The organism is Fusibacter paucivorans, assembly GCF_018390735.1.
Taxonomy (GTDB): Bacteria; Bacillota; Clostridia; order Peptostreptococcales; family Acidaminobacteraceae; genus Fusibacter; species Fusibacter paucivorans.
In genome coordinates this window covers 47,708-69,711 of sequence record NZ_JAHBCL010000004.1, presented here as the reverse complement: position 1 = coordinate 69,711, position 22,004 = coordinate 47,708, and the positions used below count along the sequence as shown (strand labels likewise).

The following is a 22,004-nucleotide window of genomic DNA, read 5'->3' as shown; positions in this document are numbered from 1 at the left end:
GGGATCTGGAGCTGTTGAATGCTTTCAATGGAACGAGTGCTGAAAATGCCGTTTGGCTGTTAATGCGGAAGGTCGCTTCTGAGACAGTTTTCTGAGAGCAATTAGGAAAACTCGGTTCCCGCCGTTAATGGGCTTGAGTGTTACGGCAATTGCCGTAAAAATAGGGTGGTAACGCGGTCCATTCGTCCCTAACGGGATGGATGGGTCTTTTTATTTTTTGAAAAGAGACGATCCTAATAAGCGTAAAACATCCAAGAGAGCATCCTAAAAGCATTAACAAGATTATAAAATGGATATCATTAGTGCAAATTTATTTGATTAAAAGAGATAGGGAGGAACAAATGGATAGCAAGTATAATCCAAAGGCGTTTGAAGACCGAATTTATGAACAGTGGTCAGAAACCGGCAGTTTTAAGGCCGCGGTTAATCCGGATAAAAAGCCGTTTACAATTGTATTGCCGCCGCCAAATATCACGGGGCAGCTGCATATGGGGCATGCGCTGGATCAAACACTGCAAGATGTGCTTATTCGATGGCGCAGACTTCAGGGGTATGAAGCACTGTGGCTGCCGGGTACGGATCATGCCAGTATTGCCACAGAAGTGCGTGTCCTGAAAAGCATTGAGGAAAAAGAAGGGCTTACAAAAGAGGATTTGGGACGCGAGGAATTCTTAAAACGCGCGTGGTCGTGGCGCGATGAATACGGTCGTATTATTGTCAATCAAATGAAGAAGCTGGGATCATCTTGTGATTGGGACCGTGAACGCTTTACCATGGATGAGGGCTGCAATCAAGCCGTTACGGAGTTCTTTATCAAGCTCTATGATAAAGGGCTTATCTATAAAGGCAATCGCCTGATTAACTGGTGTCCTGACTGCAAGACGACACTATCGGATGCCGAGGTAGAACATGAGGAAAAACCAGGCCACTTTTGGCATGTTAAATATCCCATTAAAGACAGCGATGACTATCTGGAAATTGCGACGACACGTCCTGAAACCATGTTGGCGGATACTGGTGTCGCCGTCAATCCGAATGATGAGCGCTATCAACATCTCATTGGCAAAACCTGTATTCTGCCGCTCGTTGGGCGTGAATTGCCGATCATAGGCGATACTTACGTTGACCTTGAATTCGGTACAGGTGCGCTGAAGGTAACGCCGGCACATGATCCAAATGACTTTGAAATCGGTTTGCGTCACGGTTTGGAACAAATTAGCTGTATGAATGACGATGCGACGATGAGTGATGACATGGGCAAATACGCCGGCATGGATCGCTATGAATGTAGAAAGGTGCTGGTAAAGGATCTTGAAACAGGCGGGTATCTCGTCAAAGTGAAAGACCATGCACACAACGTCGGTACATGCTATCGCTGCCATACTGTCATTGAGCCAAGAATTTCCGATCAATGGTTTGTAAAAATGGATGCATTAGCAAAACCGGCAATAGATGTTCTAGATAAAGAGGATCTTAAAATCGTACCGGATCGTTTTAATAAAGTTTATTTAAACTGGCTTGAAAATATCAGAGACTGGTGTATTTCCAGACAATTGTGGTGGGGACATCGGATTCCGGCTTATTATTGCCAAAGCTGCTCGAAAATTGTCGTCGCAAAGGAAATGCCCGATGTGTGTCCTGATTGCGGTGGAACGCATTTTAAACAGGATGAGGATGTACTCGATACTTGGTTCAGTTCAGGGCTGTGGCCGTTTTCAACGCTGGGGTGGCCTGAGAAAACACCGGAGCTCGAATATTTTTATCCGACATCCGTACTGGTTACAGGGTATGACATTATCTTTTTCTGGGTTATCAGAATGGTGTTTTCAGCGCTTGAGATAACGGGAGAATCACCGTTTGAACACGTATTTCTGCATGGACTCGTTCGTGACAGTCAAGGTCGAAAAATGAGTAAGTCACTTGGCAATGGCGTTGACCCGCTGGAGATCATTGATCAATATGGTGCCGATGCTCTGCGATTTATGCTTGCGACAGGTAATAGCCCAGGCAATGATCTGAAGTTCCAAGTCGATCGCGTTGAAGCATCGCGGAACTTTGCCAACAAGCTTTGGAACGCTTCTAGATTTGTACTGATGAGCCTTGATGGTGAAGTCGGTGATTTGACGGCAGAAGATCAATTGACTTTGGCGGATGAATGGATCCTTTCTCGTCTTAATGGTGCGGTCGCTGAAATTACAACACAACTCGAAAAATTTGACCTCGGTCTTGCGGCGAACCGCATTTACGAATTTACATGGAATGAATACTGTGACTGGTATATTGAGCTTGCTAAGAAGCGCCTTTATGGAAATGATGAAGCAGCGAAGCAAACGGTTAAACGCGTACTGCTCAAAGTTTTAAAAGATATTTTACGTTTGCTGCATCCTTTTATGCCTTTTATTACTGAGGAAATCTGGCAGTCGATTCCAGGAACTGGCAGTATGCTTATTCGTGATCAGTGGCCTGTAGCGGATACAGCCATGATTTCAGAAAAAGCAGAAAAGGCAATGGATGTTATGATGGAAGCGATTCGAAATATTCGAAATGTCAGAGCTGAAATGAATGTCGTGCCATCAAAAAAAGCAAAGTGTCTCGTGCTCGCAACGGATGAGGGGATTGGCGAAATCATGATGACGCAAAGCGAATACCTCGTTACGTTGGCTTCTTGTTCAGAGGTGGTTATGGCGGCGACAAAAGCGGAAATCCCCGAAGATGCTGTTTCTGCCATCGTTTATGGTGCAGAACTATTCTTACCTTTGGAAGATCTTATCGATTTTGAAAAAGAAAAAGAACGTTTAGAAAAGGAATGCAAAAAACTCGAAGATGAAGTAAAGCGCGTCAAAGCAAAACTTGCAAATCAAGGCTTTGTTGCAAAGGCACCGGCGGCATTAATCGAAGCAGAGCGTGAAAAAGAAGTGAAGTTTACGGAAATGCTTGAACAAGTACGGGTTCGTCTTACTGCGGTAGAAGCTAAGTTGAAAGGCTGATGACATATGCGTATTGAAGAAGCGTGGCAGTTTATTAAAGATGCAGAGCAGTATGGGAGTCGATTGGGACTTCAAAGCATTACAGAACTTTTAAAGAGACTGGGAAATCCCGAACGCTGTCTAAAGGTTATTCACGTAGCAGGAACAAACGGCAAAGGGTCCACCTGCATGATGATGGCTTCTGTCTTAAAGGCGGCTGGTTATCGTGTTGGTGTATATATATCACCGGCTGTTAACGGTTTTCATGAACGCATTCAAATTGACGGCAACTCTATTACGGATCGTGAAATCGTTGAAACGGTAATGCCGTTGAAAGCAGCCGTTGACAAAATGGGGACTGTAAAACCAACCGAATTCGAATTGGTAACGGCAATGGCACTTTATCATTTTGCTGCAAAAGCATGCGATCTCGTTATACTGGAAGTTGGACTCGGCGGTTTGGCAGATGCGACCAATGTGATACCAACGCCACTCGTTGCTGTGATGACGCCAATTGCTTTGGACCATACGCAGATACTCGGCGATTCTCTGGAAGCCATTGCGTCCATTAAAGCCGGCATTATGAAACCGGGTGGCATTACAGTGACCTGTCAGCAGGAAGAGCCGGTAATGCGCGTACTGAAATGTACCGCTGAGACGGAAGACAATACACTTTACTTGGCATCACCAGATGTCCTAATCACTGATCACATCACGGATGAAAAGGTTGTTGTCAATTATCGTGGCTCGAAAATCGCCTTGGGACTCTCCGCGGCTTATCAGGCAAATAATGCGAATTTAGCTGTCAACGTTTTGGAAAAACTAGAATCACATTATGGTTATCAAATACCTGCTGACGCTTACAGGCGTGGCCTATCCGAAGTGAAATGGCCGGCGCGTATGGAGCGTATTGCAGAAAGACCGCTGACGTTAATTGACGGCGCTCACAATCCGCATGGGATCAAAGCGCTGGCTCAAAGCCTGACCGCCATGTATTCGAATCGGCGTATCATTGGGGTAATGGGCGTCTTGGCGGATAAGGCTGTAGAAGAGATGTTGGGAACGATCTTGCCTGTTTTGGATGGTATCGTGACAACGCGGCCGACCAGTGAACGTGCATTGAATGCGGCGGCGCTGCGAATGCGTATTGAATGTGATTTTGAGACGCCGGTATTGGGTGAATTTGAACGCGTTTCCGACGCAATTGCCTATGTTAAATCGCACTTTAACTCAGATGTGATCGTTGTATATTTCGGTTCGCTTTATTTTCTAGGAGAGGTGCGAAGAGCTTATCTATAAAAAGTGCATTTAGAAAAGTGTATTCAAAAGGTCTATTTAACACAACACTTTCAATCTAAAAAGGACTGTTTTCATATGAGATCATGAAAACAGTCCTTTATTTTAGTGATCGTTAATTGGCAATCAATTAAAGTGGGCGAAAAGCTAAAATTAATTGCTGACTGGCTTTGTAAAAGCTCGAATACCGACGTTGGCATTTTCATAGAGCTCCGATAAGTCTTTGAAGTCAAAGCGATCGGGATCTAAGGTAATAAAACTCTCGCTGGGATGCCCTGTGAGTTCGAAATCAATACCGGGATATGGTCCTTCAATTGGCAGAAGAAAGTCGGAGTAGTCACTCGCCAGCGTGATGGCAACGTAAAAAGTTTGACCGGATCGAAGCAAAAGTGGTTTTGGCAAATGAACGGTGTAATAGCCTTTTGTGCCGATAAAGCCTGAAACGGCATCTATTAGATCGATTTCACCATCGTCTACAAGATCGAGTTTTACCGTATATTGCGTATCGTGTTCCGGGATATAGAAGCTGACAGCTGTAAGCCGTTCATCATCTTGAGCGGTGAAAGCATTCATCCCAGTTGCATAGTTGTAATCGACGTAGCCTTCATAGCGTGTGATGCCCGTTGGGTTATAATTGTAGAGCGTTGTCGTCTCATCCGCTGCGGAAAAGTCTGTAATGGCATAGACATCTTTGAGTACGTTGACATCTTCATATGAAATATAAAACAGACCATCATCCCCCCAATCATCCCCCCAGCTGTTCATAGCGATAAAAGCACCCGGGCTGCTTGGTTTTTGATCGAAATGATACGGTGCAAAGTTGTCATCCCAACCAATGAGAACGAGCTCATGTGTTGCAAATGATTCGGGGTCATTGTTGTAATAACTGCTGTTGGCATTGTTGAAATAAGTCAATCCCGTTTCGTTTAGAGAAATTGATGCAACGGCACCGCCGAAATTGTAGATCGCCGATTTAGTTTCATCGAGATCATTTACAATTTCTGCATAGCCGGTTAGTAAATATTGAGGCGCTGCGGCATCATTGGTGCGATCATCGCTGTACGGATCATCTGCTTCACGTACGGGCCCTGTGCCATTAGAATAATAGGCAGCAGCAATTTTAAAGTAACCGCCGGAATCATAAGTAACCGGAATTGGCGCGTGATGAATCAAATGATCTTCGCTGAAATCGACAACTTCGCCAGTGCTTTTGTAAACGGCGAGTTCAAAAAGTGAATTGGCGGCAAAAGCCCAGCAAGTGTTAACAGTTCCCTGATTGCGTAAAAAGTATTTTTTTAAAGTTTCATTGCTGTCAAAAGTCCGATAACGTGATGGCAGCTGTCCTACTTTTAAAAGGGGATATATGTTTTGAATGGTGTCAAAAGTTGTTTCAATAGGAATATAATCCAAAGCATCATCGGGATCACTTTTGGGATCGATCTGCAATCCGGATGCTTCAGAATAATGGTAATGCCACCCAAAGAGATCAACCGCATAAGCCCATGTCAATGGAAAGTATGTGATGCCGTTAATATTGAGCAATGGATATGTTGAAACGGTATTATCAATGGGAACGCCATTGACGATCAGGGGATAACTGACGAGTGAAACATTGAAATCAGTTTCAGGCGTGTCCACAGTGGTCAGTTTCTGACGATTGCTTGCAGGACTGGGGTTAATGCGGAGGCCGTCATCAGGACTGAAATCGAGTGTTAGCCCTAAGAGTCTTGAAAAATCCCATGTCATTGGGAGGTACGTAATATCCTTGTAGATTACAAGCGGATAGGGCATCAGCTGATTATCGACGGCTACACCATTGAGTGTAACGTCACCTTTTGCAATCTGCACATCCTGACTGCTTATGGCGAAGCTCGGAAGCGCTAAAAAAGAGAGCACACAGGTTAGCAATAGTATAACTGCTTTTTTTTGCATGTTAACCTCCTATATTAAATCGTTTGAATTCTACAATATGTGAAGCAGTGGCTTTGAAGTAAAAAAGATACAGTTGACGCTGTATCTTAACAAGTGAAGTATGTCATTAATGTTCTGTATCATCGACGAGTTTGTTGAGAATATCGGCATATAAATACTGTGCTTTTTTCTCCCAGTTATCGCAGATGGCCTTTGCGTGTTTATTGGAGACGACATTGACTTTAATATCCATCAACGTATAAATACCTTCTTTGACGGTGAGATGTACTTCGTAGTCATTATCATCTTCTTTTGTATAATCAGCGGTGACATTTGTCTTAATGACAAACGATTTTTTTTTCGAATCAATGCTGTCGTTAATGGTTCGCCTGAGTGACTGAGATACGCGGTCAGAGAAAAGATCCAAGCTGACGCGGCCTGTTTCGGTAATGATATAATAATCTTCCCCTTCGCTGGCACTGTACTCAAGCATTGAGGTTTCGACTAAATCAGTTAAATATTGCTGAAGATCAAAATAGTTCATGAGTTCATGTTCCATGACGAAATCTGTCAGCTGCTGATTGGTTAACGGCACAGAAAATTGATTGATTAAATAAAGCAATATAATTTTTGCCTTTAACTGTCGATCAGAATTTTGTTGTAACAAATAGAAACCCCCTTACTGTGTACAAAAAATAGTATAGCATAAATTGAAATTATCGGAAATAAAAATGCGCGTATACATTTTCAAAACAGTGCTTAGGGCTTATAATGAAAAAGACAACAGGGAGGTAGGCATGAGAAAATTAATATTGTCAATGACACTGGGGCTGATTGTAGCCGCAGGCAGTTTGAGCACCTTTGCATCATCTGAAACAATCTTGCCGCAGTTTGAACTGACAGCAGCTAAAAGATTATTTCGTGTTGAAAGTCAGATGAAGACTTCTGTGGAAGCTGAGAAACATCGGAAAAATTTAAAAGCATGGCGCACAGAGCGCGCAGGCGTTAATGAGCTTGGAAAGACGATGATCATCATGTATCATCGCATAGGCGATGACAATTCTTATTACACGCGCAGCGTTGAAGCGTTTAAAGCTGATTTGCAAAGACTTTACGATGAAGGCTATTCACTTGCGTCGATGCAGTCCTATTTATCAGGGCGCATTGAAGTGCCGTTTGGCAGAACGCCGGTGATCTTAACTTTTGATGATGGCGACATCAGTAATTTCAGATATTTGGATGACGGCAGCATTGACCCCAACTGTGCGGTTGGAATTATCAATGCCTTTAGTGAGGCACATCCAGCGTTTGGGCGACATGCCGTATTTTATTTAAATAAGGACAACCCGTTTGGACAGCCAAGTGAATTTTCAAAAAAGGCTGGCTATATACTGGAAAACGGTTACGAATTTGGAAACCATACGATGCACCATACATCGCTAAAAGCATTGACCTCCAATGAAATCAAAACAGCTATCGGCGGCAATGCAAATTATTTTGAGTCGCTTTTGCCAGCGGTTCATTTCAGGACGATAGCACTGCCGTTTGGCGATCGGCCACAGAATGATCAGCTTTACAGTTATGTTTTTAGCGGCACTTATGAAGACAAGCCCTATGATAACCGCATTGCGCTGCTCGTGGGCTGGCGACCTGAAAAACCGCTGTATGCTTTTGAAACAACACTGCAATTCGTCAATCGCGTTCAAAGCGGTGATAATCAATATCAGTTAGGCTACTGGCTTGATTACTTTGTCGATCATCCGGATGAGCGGTTTATCAGCGACGGAGATCCCGATATCATTTCCGTTCCGGCGGCATCCGCTGATTCTTATTATGGCGACATGGACGTATTAGAGATCATAAAACCGTTTCATATGGGAGGTTGAGTTTGAATTTTTATATCATCGGGATTATATTTTTCTTTATCATCTTAGTATCGATACAATACACATTAAACAAAATACTCGTTATTTTAAAAGAAATTATGGCAACTTTAAAACAAATTAAGTTTAAATCGTAACCTGGCTGTGTTCATCGTTGAAAAATGAGGCCACTTGGGATAAAATAGGAGTATTCAACATTGCAAATGTGTAGGAGGTTAACATGAGTATAGAAAACAAGCGCAGAGAAGTCTTGCTTTCAAAAGAGGAAATCGATCATCGGGTGAGAGGGCTCGGTCAGCAATTGACACGTGTCTATGAAGGCAAGAATCTACTGGTGATTTCCCTGTTAAAGGGGAGTTTTATATTCACGGCTGACTTAATCAGGCAAATCAAATTGCCGCTTAGGATTGAATTTATGACGACGTCGAGCTATGGACACAGTGAAGAGTCAACGGGCAGGCTCGAAATCGTTCAAGATATTAACGTTGACTTGTCGGCGTATGATGTTCTGGTCGTCGATGATATTACAGATTCTGCAATTACGATGGCTGGTGTCATTGAAATTTTAGGCAAGCGCAATCCTAAAAGCATTCGTTCATGTGTATTGCTCGATAAGCCTTCAAGACGTAAAGTACCTTATATTCCAGATTATGTGGGCTTTGAGATACCAGACAAATTTATTGTAGGCTATGGTTTGAACTATGGTGATTACTTTAGAAATATCGATCATATTTTTGCCTTTGTAGACTGATCCATCTGTACTGCAATCACTGATGAATCGTATGCAAAGTATTGGTTAAAAATCTAATAGGATCAATTAAGCGTATAAAGCTGATGTTTAACATTTGTTAAAGATCGGCTTTTTGCGTTTGAAAAGAATTATTTTAAAATGGTGCTTGTAAATCATTTTTAATCATTATATGCTTTGTTACAGGATATCCTTTAAGATGAAATACAGACGAAAGTCTTGCTGTTTCTGCGGTGGTAAAATCGCAAAGACAGATCGCGCAAAAGTGCGTGAGAATCGATTCGAGGCGGCAATTACCAGTATGTTTTTTAAAGGAGGCAATAAGCATGATAAAACGAGAACACATAAAAGCACTGGAATCAGTGATAAAACGTGACCACGAAAATATAACCGGTATGATCATACAACAGGACGGCCAAATGGTATACGAAGGCTATGCTGACGGTTATCAAGCTAACAGTGCAGTCCACGTCGCATCGGTAACCAAAAGTGTCTTTTCAATATTAATCGGCATTGCTATTGATAAAGGTTATTTGCAAAGCATAGACCAGCGCGTTTTGGATTTCTTCCCAGACTACAAAGTTTTGCCGGGCGAGGAAACTATCCAAAAGATAACGATAAGGCATTTGCTGACGATGACGGCGCCCTATAAATATGAAACGGAGCCTTATGAAAAGTTTTTTACCTGCGAAAATCCCGTCGACGCAGCACTTGATTTGCTGGGCGGTCATAAGCCAATCGGCGTATTTCATTATGCAGCGATTGGTGGTCCGCAGATATTATCGGGTATTTTGACAAATGTGACCAAGCAGCATATCTTGGATTTTGCCAATCAGCATCTCTTTTTGCCGTTAGGCATCAATGTCCCGAAGGATATTACGCTGAGAAGCCAAGCAGAACATATTGCCGTAATGAACGACAAGCTGACAAGGGGGTGGGTCGCAGATCCACAAGGGATCAATACGGCGAGTTGGGGGCTCTTTCTAACACCGTCGGATATGATGAAAATTGGGCAGCTTTACCTTGACGGCGGCTTGTGGCAAGGGGATCAACTGGTTTCAGCATCGTGGATTGACGAAAGTACGCGGGAACAGAGCCGTTGTACTCAGTGGGGGGATATCGGTTATGGATATCTTTGGTGGCTCATTGATGAAAACAGTTTTGCAGCAATGGGCGACGGCGGCAATGTGATTTATGTGAATGTCAAGTCTAAATCGGTTATAGCCATTACGGCCAGTTTCATGCCAAATGCGCAAGATCGAATCGCATTGATCAAAAAGGTCATTGAGCCCATGCTTGACGTGATTGAATAGAAAAATCCCGAGTAGCGCCATATGGCAGTACTCGGGATTTTGAAGCATCATTGTAGATTATTTCCGAAGATCATCCAACAGCTGTGTTTTTTCAGCGGTGCCCTCATCCTTCATCTTGATGATTTTCGCTGGGCTGCCGGCGACGACAGCGCCTTCGGGCACATCTTTTGTGACAACGGCACCAGCGGCGACAACGGCGCCTTTGCCAATGCGAACACCTTCAAGCAGAACGCAGTTTGCGCCGACGAGCACTTCGTCCTCAACGATAACCGGCGTTGCACTTGGTGGTTCGAGGACGCCTGCAACAACTGTGCCGGCACCGATGTGGCAGTTTGCACCAATGGTTGCTCGTGCACCGAGGACGGCATTCATATCAATCATCGTGCCGGGGCCGATCTCAGAACCGATATTAATAACAGCACCCATCATAATGACGGCAGAATCGCCAATTTTGACGCGGTCGCGAATAATCGCACCCGGTTCAATGCGTGCGTTGATCTTTTTGATATCGAGCATCGGGATCGCTGAATTGCGGCGATCATTTTCAATTTCATACATTTCAACAGTTGCTTTATTCGCGTCTAAGAAAGCTTCGACCGCATCGTTTTCGCCGAATAAAACATAAAAGGGCGCTTCCCCAAAAATTTTAATTTGATCGCTGTTTGGCAGTGTCCCTTTAACGTATGCTTTTACCGGTGTCGATTTGGTGGATTCCTTAATGAATTTTGCAATTTCATAAGGATTTGTTAAATCGTAGTTCTGTGACATATTATCTCCCTTTCAATTTAAATACTTTTGATTGTCAGTGCCTCTGTTTAGCTGATACAGCAGAAATTACAGATTATAGATAAGATGATCCATATCATAGAGGCCGTGTGGCTTGCCAAATATATAATCCGCAGCGGTAATAGCACCTTTGGCAAAGACAGTACGCGATGATGCCGTATGTTTAATTTCGATGACTTCATCGAGACCGGCAAAAATGACTTCGTGTTCACCGACAATAGTACCGCCGCGAATGGCATGGATGGTCATTTCATCATCTTGACGTTTGGAGTGATTGCCTTCACGCCCGTATACCAAACGTTTAGGATTTTCTAGGGCACTGTTGATGCCATTGGCAATCATCTTTGCCGTACCACTTGGTGCATCAATTTTACGATGATGATGTTTTTCGATTATTTCAATATCAAATTGGTCTTCCAGCATTTTAGCAGATGTTTTCACGAGCGCTAAGAGCAGATTGATGCCAAGTGACATATTGCCTGATTTGAAAACGGGAATACGCTTTGAAGCTTCGAGAATGGAAGCTTCTGTCTCATCAGAAAGCCCTGTGGTACAGACGACAATCGGCAGTGTATGGGCCAAGGCGTATGCAACCAGAGAAGGGACAACCGTATAATGCGAGAAGTCGATGATGCAGTCAGCTTCTCCTTTAAATTCTTCAATATGCTGATAGTAGGGAAAAGTATGGTAGAGATTTTCCTTTTGATCAATACCGGCGACGATTTCATGTTCATTTGAAGCATCGATGAGCGTTGCAACGTGTTTCCCCATTGTACCGTTGGCACCGGCGAGTATAATCTTCATAATTTCGTTCCTTCTTTCTTTCTCTATGTTATTATTTACGCCTATTATACACGAAAAGAGCGGGTGTGTATAATGGACGGATTAATTATGTGAAAAAAGGCAGAGTTGCGTGCTCTGCCCTTGCTATTGCTATGTGCTAAACTGTGAACGAAGATTCAAATTGTCTCATTCATATCTCGGTGACAGCGAATGTGTCATTCAATATTTTGAATGCAGCTGGTTACATATTTTGAATAAGGGTTTCCGCAATTTGTACGGCATTGGTAGCAGCGCCTTTTCGAATGTTATCGGCGACGACCCATAGATTGATCCCAGAATCCAAACTTTCATCTCTGCGAATGCGACCGACATAAACCGGATCTGTACCAGTTGCCTCTTTGGCAAGCGGGTAGACATTGTTTTCCGGATCATCCTGCAAAATAACACCATTTGCATTGGCGAGCAATGTTTTTATCTCTGCAATATCTTTAAAGTCTTTTTCGAATTCGACATTGACGGATTCGCTGTGGCTGTAGAAGACTGGAACGCGAACGGTTGTTGCCGTTATTTTAAGACTTTGATCGTTTAAGATCTTGCGTGTTTCATTAACCATTTTCATTTCTTCTTTGGTATAGCCGTTTTCTAGGAATACGTCTATATGCGGCAGGCAGTTGCCTGCGATTGGATGCGGATAGCATGCCATGAGATCGTTGCCCTTGAGACCCTCCTCAAGATCTTTGTAGCCTTTAACACCTGAACCGGAAACGGCTTGATAAGTAGAATAGACGATTCGCTTGATGCCATAAGCATCGTATAGCGGCTTCAGTGCAACCACTGCCTGAATGGTCGAACAGTTTGGATTGGCAATGATGTTGTTGTGGTCTGCAAGTGCTTCCGGATTAACTTCTGGTACGACGAGCGGCACCGTTGTGTCCATACGCCATGCACTGGAGTTGTCAACGACGATAACACCTTTGGAAGCAGCAATCGGTGCAAAAGTTTTACTGGTGTCGCCACCGGCAGAAAATAGGGCGATATCAATATCGCGATCAAACGATTCTGGTGTTAATTCTTCTATCGTATACTCTTTGCCCTTGCAAGTTACTTTTTGGCCAGCAGAACGTTTAGATGCAAAACAATAGAGATTGTCAAACGGGAAATCGCGGTCTTCTAGAACTTTTAAAAAAGTTCTGCCAACCATCCCCGATGCGCCGACGACGGCTAAATTAATTTTTTTCATAGTTTACCCCCTACTTGAATACTGACAGTATATATTATAAAATATAATGACAATGGTAAAAGACGATCAAATGCTTGAAAATTCAGCATATTCGTATATTTTTTCCGACCTGCCAAATAATTATTTATATACTAACACTACCAATAGTTTCCGTCAATAATTATGATGAATTTAAAATCGTATAAATATAAATCTTGGCTCATAAATAATTTTATATGGGGCTGACAGACTGTATGACCATTAAGGCTTTTGCTTTAACGGTATTATTCGGTTAAGTCCCTAAAAACAACGACTGTGTTACAGAGGAGCGTTATATGACATTAAATGAAAAATATGCTGACCGGTTGACAGCTTATCGCAATTCACTGCATCAAATGCCGGAAGCGGGGTTTGAGGAATACAAAACATCTGCCTACATAAAGGAAACACTTGAAGCTCTAAATATTCCATATGAAAGTGTTCTCGGAACAGGTGTCATTGGATTTGTCAAAGGCACAAACGCGAAAAAGACAATTGCCTTTCGTGCGGATATTGATGGCCTTTCTGTAACCGAAAAGAGCTCTCACTCGGTTCATTCACAGCATGAGGGGTATATGCACGCCTGTGGCCACGATGGTCATATGGCAATGCTGTTGGGACTGGCGAGCTATCTGAGCGATCATCGGTCTCATTTGAAAGATGATATCGTCCTTATCTTTCAGCCTGCTGAAGAGGGGCCGGGAGGCGCCGAGGAAATTGTTAAAGCAGGCTATTTAAAACAATACCATGTAGATGAGATTTATGGCATTCACCTGTATCCCGCAGTGCCCGAAGGAAAAATCGGCATTGCCTGTGGACCGATGATGGCCATGACGGGTGAGTTTGATGTGGATATCCATGCAAAGAGCGCACATGGTGCTATGCCGCAGGATGGCATTGATGCGATTGTCGTCGCCGGGGAATGCATCAGTGCGTTTCAAGCAATCATTGCCCGTAATATTAGCCCTATTCAGCCTGCTGTACTCACTGTTGGTAAGCTTTCTGCTGGTGAAAGGCGCAATGTTATTGCGGGACATGCAAGGCTGGAGGGAACGATAAGGGCATTTGACAAAGGGGTACACGGTCACATTAAGTCTCGTATTAGGGCCTATCTCGACGGCATTGAAAAGGCTTATGATATTAAAATTGAAACGATGTTTAGAGATATGTACCCGCCGGTGATCAATGACCAGAATCTGTATGATGCTTTTGTCGCACATTTTGGTGCAGAGGCGTTTGTCTTTCTGGAACCGCAGATGATCAGCGAAGATTTTTCTTTTTATCAGGAAGCGGTACCGGGACTTTTCTTTTTTATCGGGACCTATAATGAGGCGTCCGGCCATATTTATCCGCTTCACAATGCGCGATTTAATTTTAATCATGAAGCATTGCAGCATGGTCTCCGAACCTACATCGAAGTGTTAAAGTATAGAGGGAGTCTCGACTAATGATGATTGAACCGACAGAACCGATCAGAAAACCTTCAGATTATACCGTACTTGAAGCCAATACACTCTTTATTATCTTGGCTGGCGTCTTCTTGACGCTTGGCGCATATGTTCAGACGAGAAGTGTCTTGTCGGGGCTGCTCATAACAGAATACGGCATTATACTTGCGCCAGTGCTGCTCTACAGTGTTTTTTCGGGCAAATCAGTTAAAAAAGTTTTTCGTATCAAACGGCTGCCGATTAAAGCTGTCGTAAAGATCGTCGGCGTTGCCGTGATGCTTTTGCCGATAATTGCAGTGGCGAATTTACTCGTTATTTGGATCATTGAAAATCTAAGCGAAGCTTTTGAATTGGGGCTGCCGACAGCGAGCAGCAGCAACGAATACGTCATGCTCATGTTTATTATTGCCGTTACAGCAGGAATCTGCGAAGAAAGCCTTTTTCGCGGTGTGGTGCTAAATGCATACGAAACGGCCTATGGTACCAAGTGGGGCGCCATCTTTAGTGGTCTTTTGTTCGGTATTTTTCACTTTAATCCCCAAAACTTGCTGGGTCCCATTATTTTAGGGATTGTCTTTGCATATATGGTGCAGATTACGGACAGTATTTTTGCAGGCGTGTTGGCACATACAATGAATAACGGCATTGCCGTGACAATGGGATATCTGGTTAATACGTTCTTGCCCGAAACGGATGTCGCGGCATCACAGGAAGTGCTTTTTGATTCGACGGCGATGCTGGTTGGCGTTATCTTTTTTTATACGGTGCTGGCACTTTTGACAAGTGTTGGCCTTTACTACCTACTAAAAAGTTTAAAGCGGGATTTTCCAAAATTCGAAGTTGACAACGAAGTTGTTTTAAATGGTCGACACTATCGTATTGTAAAAAGTGAAGCAGAAAAACTTTACTTATTAGAAGTGGGGCATGAAGTTGATGACCTGAGAGTCAGTGATGCGGCGCAATTAAAACGACTAGGTGCGGTTGTGCCGTCGCCGATCTGGCGCAGCAAGGGATTCCATATGTCGCACCTTGAATGGATACCGCTGGTATTGACATTGACCCTTTATGGATATATTATCTATTATGCTTACGGCTAATTCAGTTTGTAAATGGTAAGCCCAATGTATCGTGTTATAATGCGATTGGCAAAGCCTTTGGCATCTGATATTAAAATACTTTGAAATGGAGTACAGTCTATGAAAGCATACGCTGGTTTTGCAGCGGTCTATGACATCATGCAGTATGATGTCGCATATGAGCTCTGGGCAGAAAAATTCTACGCTTTTATGAAACATTATGGCACCCAAGTTCGCACGGGCCTTGAAATTGGGTGCGGCACTGCGGCAATCAGCATATTGCTCTCTAAAAAGGGGCTTGTAATGGATGGCCTTGATCTCTCTGATGAAATGCTGACAATGGCACGTGAAAAAACAAATGAAGCCAATGTGAGAATGAAATTCTTTCAGCAGAATATGCTCGAAATGCAGCTGAATAAACGATACGATGCCGTCATTGCACCCTGTGACGGTTTAAATTATTTAAAGGATGAAGGGGAGTTGACGCAAGTGTTTCAGAAGGTGCATGCGCATCTTAAAAGCGGCGGCGTCTTTATTTTTGATCTCAGTACACATTATAAATTTTCGAAAGTGATTGGCGATGCGACCTTTGCAGAGACTTTTGAAAACAGCGCCTATATTTGGGAAAACAGTTATGACGAAGAGCAGAGACGGCTAGTGTTTATATTAACCCTATTTGTAGAAGATTCCGGAAATTATCGAAGAATTGAAGAATATCATGAACAATACGCTTATGAAAACGAGGTCGTTCAAACACAGTTAATGCCCTATTTTGATGTTCAAGAGATCGTCGACGGCGATACGTTCCAGCCAATTCATGCGGCATCTGAACGCATCTGTTTTATATGCAAGAGAAAAGAGGAGATTGTATGAGTCAATTAATGACAGCGGTATCAAGTGCGAGAGAAGTTAGGATTTATATTGCCAATACCACAACACTCGTTGAAGAGGCACGTGCGACACATGACCTCTCGCCGATTTCGTGTGCGGCATTAGGGCGAACGCTGACAGGTGCCGTCATGATGGGCATGATGAGTAAAATTGATGACGAGAAAATAACCCTGCAAATTAAGGGAACTGGTGAAGTGAAACTTATTGTCGCCGTTGCGGATAGTCATGGTAATGTAAAGGGTTATATTTCTAATCCGCTTGCCGAAACGCATATCAATGACGTTGGCAAACTCGACGTCGGCGGGGCGCTTGGTAGAAGCGGCGAAGTTGTCGTCATTAGAGACATCGGGATGAAAGAACCATTCATTGGCCGTACCGAACTTATCTCCGGTGAAATTGCTGAAGATATTGCCAACTATTTCTACGCATCTGAACAGATGCCCTCTGCGGTAGGACTTGGCGTGCTGCTAAATTCCAAAGGCTTTGTGCAGCAGGCCGGCGGTTTTATTGTTCAGTTGCTTCCAGGTGCATCAGAAGAGACTGTTTCACAGCTTGAAGCCAATTTGGCAGGCGTGAAATCGGTGACAGATTTATTTGAAATGGGCATGTCCATTCAAGCGATCGCCAGTCAGATTTTAGCGGGGCTCGGCATGGAAGCGCTGGAAACCTATCCGATTCAGTACCAATGCGACTGCAGTGTTGATAAAATGCATGGTGCACTTTTAAGTATTGGACAGTCAGAATTGCAGACCATTTTGGATGAAGACGGTCAAGCCGAACTCGTCTGTCACTTTTGCAATCGAAAATACATGTTTTCGCGCGATGAACTGACATCAATGATTGCATCGTTAAACTAATGGGACTGTGGATTGCGCAAGGGGAAGTTGTTGATCAATTAAAAAGGCTCTTTGGTGATACGCATGTCTATTTAAAAATGCCGATGACTTTTGAAGGGCATATGCATTTGGGATCACATCCTGATATGCACTTGTGCCGGATTGGCGAAACGCTTTTTTGTTCACCGATGTTATGGACACAAATAGCGGATGTTGCAGAAGGTATTTATGCTGGAAACATGAAGATTGGCGCTAAAAATCCCTGTTCGCCTTACCCGGCAGATATTGGCTATCATATCGTTGAAGTTGATGGCAAAGTATACTGTAAAAATCCAGATGAAGCAGTTGCAGCCCATATAGTTGATCAGCACTTGCAGCATGTTGCGGTTAAACAAGGCTATGTTCAGTGCAGCACCATTGTGCTTGGGCAGTCTGCTGTTATAACAGAAGATGAAAATCTAAAACGGGTAATGACTGCGCAGGGACTCGATGTGCTGCTGATCCGAAAGGGATATGTTGGACTCAGCGGCTATGACTACGGCTTTATCGGCGGTTGTGCAGGGGCTTTTAACCGTCAGCTTCTCTTTAACGGCTGCATTGAAAAACATCCTGATTTTAGCGCCATACATTGTTTTTTAAAAACATATGGTTATACTTGGTATTCGCTGAACCCAACACCGCTAGAGGACTGTGGCGGCATTGTCTATTTGCCCGATCCCATTCGGGGACAGTACAAATGACAGCGTATAGAAGAAAGATTGATAAGAGGTAAAGGCTATGTGGAGCATGTTGCTTTTTTTAGCGGCTATTGGTGCCGTCATTGGTTGGATGACGAATGTCATCGCCATTAAATTATTGTTTAGACCTATTAATCCAATAAGCATTCCTGGTTTGCCATTTAAATTTCAGGGGCTTATTCCAAAGCGAAAGACTGAAATTGCACGATCAATCGGCGAGGTTGTTGCGGACGAACTCGTTTCAATGGAGGAGATCATTGATAAACTCATTGAGGGCATTGATCGTGCTGAAGTGATTAAAATGATTAAAGTAAAAATCGTAACGGTGGCTAATGAAAAAATGCCTGCGATGATACCGTCAATGTTTAAAGGCATGATTATTTCAAATGTTGAAACGATGATAGACGAAAATGGCGAAGCCATCATGATAGAACTTACTGAAAAACTTGCGCATAAGGCCTTGGAGGCAATTGATATCAAGGAAATCGTGGAAGACCGCATCAATGCCTATGACTTTGAAAAGATAGAGGAAATGACCATTAAGATCGCACAAAATGAATTAAAGCATATTGAAGTACTCGGTGGACTTATTGGCTTTCTCATTGGGCTCTTGCAGGGGACGATTGTCATCCTGTTCTTTAAGTGATTGAAGTAATTTTCTTAATTGTGAAAATTAGTTTAAGATTGTCCATCCCTGCTTGACAAATAGGCTGAATCGCGGTATGCTAATTTCAAATTTAGAACGAAATGCATATTTGGCGATAATGAAGAAGAGTAGTCCGTTAAGCTTTTTAGAGAGAAGTGTTCATTGGCTGAAAAACACTTTAAAACACTGACTGACGAAAACTAACTTCTAGCTCCTGCTCAGTAGTTTCTCGAAATGCAGGCGTTAACCGCGTTAAGGTTTTAAAGATATCAAATGATGTCGCTTCGATCTTAATCAAAGTGATGTTTGATAATTAGGGTGGAACCGCGTTTAAACTCGTCCCTAGCATAAGCTAGAGATGGGTTTTTTTGTTTTTAGACGTGAGATTGACAGCGCGCGTATGGTGTTGCAGGCTGTCTCGTGCAAAACGGTAGAAATCCTATCGAAAGAGTGCAATGACAAACAATGATCGCTGTTGATGAGCACAGATAATGAAGGACACGTGTGCTGATTATTCAGATAAAATGAAAAAGGAGGTAAAAACATGATTAAGATTACGCTTAAAGATGGTTCAATCAAGGAGGTTGAGCGCGGTACAACCGTTTATGATGTCGCGAAGCAAATTTCAGGAAGATTGGCAAAAGAAGCAGTTGTCGGTGAGGTCAATGGTAATACCGTGGACTTGAGCTACGTTTTAAATGAAGATTGTGCCTTAAATATATTGAAATTTGAAGATGAAGCAGGTGCACACGCCTTTAGACATACGAGCTCGCATATCATGGCGCAGGCCATTAAACGCCTTTACAAGGATGCAAAACTTGCCATTGGTCCGGCGATTGACAACGGTTTCTATTACGACATCGACATGGATCACAAATTGGTACCGGAGGATCTTGAAAAAATCGAAGCGGAAATGAAAAAAATCGTTAAAGAGGATTTGAAACTGGAACGCTTTGAACTGCCTAGAGCAGAAGCACTAAAATTCATGGCTGAAAAGCATGAAGACTATAAAGTAGAGCTTATCAATGACCTGCCGGAAGATTCGATTATTTCATTCTATCAGCAGGGTGAATTTGTCGATCTTTGCGCCGGATGCCACGTCATGTCGACGAAGGAAATAAAAGCGTTTAAGTTGCTCAATCTCGCAGGTGCCTACTGGCGCGGTGATGAAAAGAATAAGATGCTGCAGCGTATATATGGAACATCGTTCCCGAAGGCGTCGCAATTAGAAGCTTATCTCAATATGCTGGAAGAAGCGAAAAAACGTGACCACAGAAAACTTGGCAAAGAACTGAAACTCTTTGCACTGTTGGAAGAAGGCCCTGGCTTTCCATTTTTCCTGCCAAAGGGCATGGTGGTTAAAAACAAACTTTTAGAATACTGGCGTGAAGTTCATGAAAAGGCGGATTACGTCGAAGTGGAAACGCCGATCATCCTGAATCGAAAACTATGGGAAACATCAGGACACTGGTTCCACTATCAAGAGAATATGTATACACTGAAAATTGATGATGAAGATTATGCCATCAAACCAATGAACTGTCCAGGAGGGATGCTCGTCTACAAGACGGATCTTCGCTCTTATAAAGATTTTCCAATGCGCGTCGGCGAAATCGGCCGCGTGCACAGACATGAACTCTCAGGTGCGCTGCATGGTCTGATGCGTGTAAGAGCCTTTACACAGGATGATGCGCATATTTTCATGCTGCCGGAACAGATTAAAGATGAAATCATGAATGTTGTTAAACTCATTGACGGCGTTTATAAAACATTTGGTTTTAGTTACCACGTAGAGCTTTCGACGAGACCTGAAAACTCAATGGGAACGGATGAAGAGTGGGCACTGGCTGAAAGTTCATTGCAAGGTGCACTTGAAGCGCTTGAACTCGATTACAAGCTCAATGAAGGCGATGGTGCATTCTATGGACCGAAAATCGACTTCCATTTACGCGACAGCATTGGCAGAACGTGGCAGTGCGGTACGATTCAGCTCGATATGCAGCTGCCGCAGCGTTTTGAGCTTTCCTATATCGGCAAAGACGGTGAAAAACATCAGCCAATCGTTATTCACCGCGTGGCCTTTGGCAGTATCGAACGCTTCCTTGGTATTCTCATTGAAGAATTCGCCGGTAAATTCCCGGCTTGGCTTGCACCGGTACAAGTAAAACTCTTGCCGATTGCCGACCGCCATCTTCCGTTTGCAGAAGAAGTTGCAGCAAAGCTTCAAGCGGCTGGACTGCGCTATGAAATTGATTCGCGTGCCGAAAAAATCGGCTATAAAATTCGAGAAGCACAGCTCGAAAAAAATCCTTACATGCTCGTCATTGGCGACAAGGAAGCAGAGAGCAAAACAGTATCGGTTAGATCAAGAGATATTGGCGAACTCGGCAGCTTGGAAGTTGATGCCTTCATGGAAGTCCTTTTAAAAGAAGTCAAAGAACGTTCATTAAAAACTTTATTTGAAAAAGCGGAATAGCGCTTGACAAGGACATGACATACGTGATATTATGTTCAAGGTCATAAATATTAAGTAGAAGTCTGCTTCTCACCATATAACTTCTGTTCATATGGTTCATAGTGCTCATGACGTTTTTTTGAAAAACATTGTGTACTAACGGCAGATATTCTATCTGCCGTTTTATTTTTATATTAACCTAGGGGGTGTATCTTATCAAAACAGCTGAAATGAATGAAGAAATTCGTGACCGTGAAGTAAGAGTTATCGGCGACGATGGTGAACAGTTGGGCATCATGACTGCAAAAGACGCCTACATGCTGGCGTTAGAGCGAAAGCTCGACCTCGTTAAGATAGCACCTAATGCTAAACCGCCTGTTTGTAAGATCATGGACTTTGGAAAACATCGTTATGAACAGCAAAAGCGGGATAAGGAAGCGCGCAAAAAACAAAAGAGTGCTACTGTGAAAGAAGTCCGTTTAGGCCTTAATATCGAAAAGCACGATTTGGAGACAAAAGCGAAAAGTGCTGCCAAGTTCCTTGAAAAAGGCGATAAAGTGAAGGTATCTCTTAGATTTCGAGGTCGTGAAATGGGATACACTCAGCTTGGATACGAAGTCTTAAAACGTTTCTCCGCAGAAATCGAGGAATACGGTGTTATGGAAGGTACGGCAAAAATGGAAGGCCGAAGCTTAGTTGCAACTTATGCACCTAAAAAATAAATGCTTATAATTTTGGAAGGAGGACATCGCAATGCCTAAAATGAAAACACATCGCGGCGCTGCCAAAAGAGTAAAAAAGACAGGCAGCGGAAAGTTAAAAAGAAGCAAAGCATTTACAAGCCATATCTTAACAAAGAAATCTTCTAAGAGAAGAAGAGGTTTGAGACAGGCGACGTTGGTCAGTGAATCAGATATGAAACGTGTCAAAACGTTATTGCCTTATTTATAGAAAAATGTTAAGAGGAGGTT

General features: G+C 43.1%; 19 protein-coding genes and 2 other annotated features (1 of these 21 cut by a window edge). Of the genes, 14 read left to right on the top strand and 5 right to left on the bottom strand.

Annotation, left to right across the window (positions count from 1 at the left end; genetic code table 11):
• Positions 1-193, top strand: a binding site (T-box leader); it begins 48 nt to the left of the window's first position.
• Positions 194-341: 148 nt separating this feature from the next.
• On the top strand, positions 342-2,987 hold the full coding sequence (locus KHM83_RS03210; protein WP_213235467.1) for a valine--tRNA ligase: 2,646 nt from the start codon (positions 342-344) through the stop codon (positions 2,985-2,987).
• A gap of 6 nt (positions 2,988-2,993) precedes the next feature.
• The gene (locus KHM83_RS03205; RefSeq protein ID WP_213235466.1) at positions 2,994-4,265 is read left to right on the top strand and encodes a bifunctional folylpolyglutamate synthase/dihydrofolate synthase; all 1,272 of its coding nucleotides are present in this window, start codon (positions 2,994-2,996) and stop codon (positions 4,263-4,265) included.
• Between the two features lie 150 nt (positions 4,266-4,415).
• Here KHM83_RS03205 and KHM83_RS03200 read toward each other — a convergent pair whose 3' ends face one another.
• Both KHM83_RS03200 and KHM83_RS03195 read right to left on the bottom strand, forming a co-directional pair.
• A complete protein-coding gene (locus KHM83_RS03200) occupies positions 4,416-6,194 on the bottom strand; it encodes a lectin like domain-containing protein (protein WP_213235465.1) in 1,779 nt (592 codons plus the stop codon).
• A gap of 106 nt (positions 6,195-6,300) precedes the next feature.
• Complete coding sequence (locus KHM83_RS03195; protein ID WP_213235464.1) at positions 6,301-6,840, bottom strand: DUF4364 family protein; 540 nt, start codon at positions 6,838-6,840, stop codon at positions 6,301-6,303.
• 130 nt (positions 6,841-6,970) lie between these two features.
• Here KHM83_RS03195 and KHM83_RS03190 point away from each other — a divergent pair, with 130 nt between their 5' ends.
• The 3 genes from KHM83_RS03190 (at position 6,971) to KHM83_RS03180 (ending at position 10,117) form a co-directional block, all read left to right on the top strand.
• A complete protein-coding gene (locus KHM83_RS03190) occupies positions 6,971-8,059 on the top strand; it encodes a polysaccharide deacetylase family protein (protein WP_213235463.1) in 1,089 nt (362 codons plus the stop codon).
• Between the two features lie 223 nt (positions 8,060-8,282).
• Positions 8,283-8,807, top strand: a complete 525-nt coding sequence (gene hpt / locus KHM83_RS03185; protein ID WP_343213109.1) for a hypoxanthine phosphoribosyltransferase — start codon at positions 8,283-8,285, stop codon at positions 8,805-8,807.
• A 323-nt stretch (positions 8,808-9,130) separates the two neighbouring features.
• A complete protein-coding gene (locus tag KHM83_RS03180; RefSeq protein WP_213235461.1) occupies positions 9,131-10,117 on the top strand; it encodes a serine hydrolase domain-containing protein in 987 nt (328 codons plus the stop codon).
• Positions 10,118-10,174: 57 nt separating this feature from the next.
• Here KHM83_RS03180 and dapD read toward each other — a convergent pair whose 3' ends face one another.
• The 3 genes from dapD to KHM83_RS03165 all read right to left on the bottom strand — a co-directional run bounded on the left by dapD (position 10,175) and on the right by KHM83_RS03165 (position 12,926).
• The gene (gene dapD / locus KHM83_RS03175) at positions 10,175-10,885 is read right to left on the bottom strand and encodes a 2,3,4,5-tetrahydropyridine-2,6-dicarboxylate N-acetyltransferase (RefSeq protein WP_213235460.1); all 711 of its coding nucleotides are present in this window, start codon (positions 10,883-10,885) and stop codon (positions 10,175-10,177) included.
• Between the two features lie 66 nt (positions 10,886-10,951).
• Positions 10,952-11,707: a 4-hydroxy-tetrahydrodipicolinate reductase gene (gene dapB / locus KHM83_RS03170; protein ID WP_246542848.1), complete on the bottom strand. Its 756-nt coding sequence runs from the start codon at positions 11,705-11,707 to the stop codon at positions 10,952-10,954.
• Between the two features lie 220 nt (positions 11,708-11,927).
• Positions 11,928-12,926, bottom strand: coding sequence for an aspartate-semialdehyde dehydrogenase (locus tag KHM83_RS03165; protein WP_213235459.1), 999 nt, complete (start codon positions 12,924-12,926; stop codon positions 11,928-11,930).
• Between the two features lie 314 nt (positions 12,927-13,240).
• On the opposite strand from KHM83_RS03165, the gene KHM83_RS03160 reads away from it, so the two are divergent.
• The 9 genes from KHM83_RS03160 (at position 13,241) to rpmI (ending at position 21,984) form a co-directional block, all read left to right on the top strand.
• A complete protein-coding gene (locus KHM83_RS03160) occupies positions 13,241-14,392 on the top strand; it encodes a M20 metallopeptidase family protein (protein ID WP_213235458.1) in 1,152 nt (383 codons plus the stop codon).
• On the top strand, positions 14,392-15,489 hold the full coding sequence (locus KHM83_RS03155; RefSeq protein WP_213235457.1) for a CPBP family glutamic-type intramembrane protease: 1,098 nt from the start codon (positions 14,392-14,394) through the stop codon (positions 15,487-15,489). The genes KHM83_RS03160 and KHM83_RS03155 overlap by 1 nt, the downstream gene beginning before the upstream one ends.
• Before the next feature lie 99 nt (positions 15,490-15,588).
• Positions 15,589-16,341 (top strand): class I SAM-dependent DNA methyltransferase, encoded by a 753-nt coding sequence (locus KHM83_RS03150; protein WP_213235456.1) that lies wholly within the window; start codon positions 15,589-15,591, stop codon positions 16,339-16,341.
• Positions 16,338-17,216, top strand: a complete 879-nt coding sequence (hslO, locus tag KHM83_RS03145; protein ID WP_213235455.1) for an Hsp33 family molecular chaperone HslO — start codon at positions 16,338-16,340, stop codon at positions 17,214-17,216. Before KHM83_RS03150 ends, hslO begins: the two co-directional genes overlap by 4 nt.
• Entirely contained in the window at positions 17,216-17,935 is a 720-nt protein-coding gene (locus KHM83_RS03140; RefSeq protein WP_213235454.1) for a DUF6873 family GME fold protein, read from the top strand. Before hslO ends, KHM83_RS03140 begins: the two co-directional genes overlap by 1 nt.
• Positions 17,936-17,972: 37 nt before the next feature.
• Entirely contained in the window at positions 17,973-18,578 is a 606-nt protein-coding gene (locus KHM83_RS03135; protein ID WP_213235453.1) for a DUF445 domain-containing protein, read from the top strand.
• A gap of 106 nt (positions 18,579-18,684) precedes the next feature.
• Positions 18,685-18,925, top strand: a binding site (T-box leader).
• 197 nt (positions 18,926-19,122) lie between these two features.
• Positions 19,123-21,054, top strand: a complete 1,932-nt coding sequence (thrS, locus tag KHM83_RS03130) for a threonine--tRNA ligase (RefSeq protein ID WP_213235452.1) — start codon at positions 19,123-19,125, stop codon at positions 21,052-21,054.
• Positions 21,055-21,263: 209 nt separating this feature from the next.
• Positions 21,264-21,755 carry a translation initiation factor IF-3 gene (gene infC, locus KHM83_RS03125; protein ID WP_213235451.1) on the top strand — a complete coding sequence of 164 codons (492 nt, stop codon included), beginning with the start codon at positions 21,264-21,266 and terminating at the stop codon, positions 21,753-21,755.
• 31 nt (positions 21,756-21,786) lie between these two features.
• A complete protein-coding gene (rpmI, locus tag KHM83_RS03120) occupies positions 21,787-21,984 on the top strand; it encodes a 50S ribosomal protein L35 (protein WP_213235450.1) in 198 nt (65 codons plus the stop codon).
• Positions 21,985-22,004: the final 20 nt, after the last annotated feature.

Coding starts and splice junctions, on each gene's coding strand:
- KHM83_RS03210 (WP_213235467.1), top strand. CDS start 342: ATGGATAGCAAGTATAATCCAAAGGCGTTTGAAGACCGAATTTATGAA.
- KHM83_RS03205 (WP_213235466.1), top strand. CDS start 2,994: ATGCGTATTGAAGAAGCGTGGCAGTTTATTAAAGATGCAGAGCAGTAT.
- KHM83_RS03200 (WP_213235465.1), bottom strand. CDS start 6,194: ATGCAAAAAAAAGCAGTTATACTATTGCTAACCTGTGTGCTCTCTTTT.
- KHM83_RS03190 (WP_213235463.1), top strand. CDS start 6,971: ATGAGAAAATTAATATTGTCAATGACACTGGGGCTGATTGTAGCCGCA.
- KHM83_RS03180 (WP_213235461.1), top strand. CDS start 9,131: ATGATAAAACGAGAACACATAAAAGCACTGGAATCAGTGATAAAACGT.
- dapD (WP_213235460.1), bottom strand. CDS start 10,885: ATGTCACAGAACTACGATTTAACAAATCCTTATGAAATTGCAAAATTC.
- dapB (WP_246542848.1), bottom strand. CDS start 11,707: ATGAAGATTATACTCGCCGGTGCCAACGGTACAATGGGGAAACACGTT.
- KHM83_RS03165 (WP_213235459.1), bottom strand. CDS start 12,926: ATGAAAAAAATTAATTTAGCCGTCGTCGGCGCATCGGGGATGGTTGGC.
- KHM83_RS03160 (WP_213235458.1), top strand. CDS start 13,241: ATGACATTAAATGAAAAATATGCTGACCGGTTGACAGCTTATCGCAAT.
- KHM83_RS03155 (WP_213235457.1), top strand. CDS start 14,392: ATGATGATTGAACCGACAGAACCGATCAGAAAACCTTCAGATTATACC.
- KHM83_RS03150 (WP_213235456.1), top strand. CDS start 15,589: ATGAAAGCATACGCTGGTTTTGCAGCGGTCTATGACATCATGCAGTAT.
- hslO (WP_213235455.1), top strand. CDS start 16,338: ATGAGTCAATTAATGACAGCGGTATCAAGTGCGAGAGAAGTTAGGATT.
- KHM83_RS03140 (WP_213235454.1), top strand. CDS start 17,216: ATGGGACTGTGGATTGCGCAAGGGGAAGTTGTTGATCAATTAAAAAGG.
- KHM83_RS03135 (WP_213235453.1), top strand. CDS start 17,973: ATGTGGAGCATGTTGCTTTTTTTAGCGGCTATTGGTGCCGTCATTGGT.
- thrS (WP_213235452.1), top strand. CDS start 19,123: ATGATTAAGATTACGCTTAAAGATGGTTCAATCAAGGAGGTTGAGCGC.
- infC (WP_213235451.1), top strand. CDS start 21,264: ATGAATGAAGAAATTCGTGACCGTGAAGTAAGAGTTATCGGCGACGAT.
- rpmI (WP_213235450.1), top strand. CDS start 21,787: ATGCCTAAAATGAAAACACATCGCGGCGCTGCCAAAAGAGTAAAAAAG.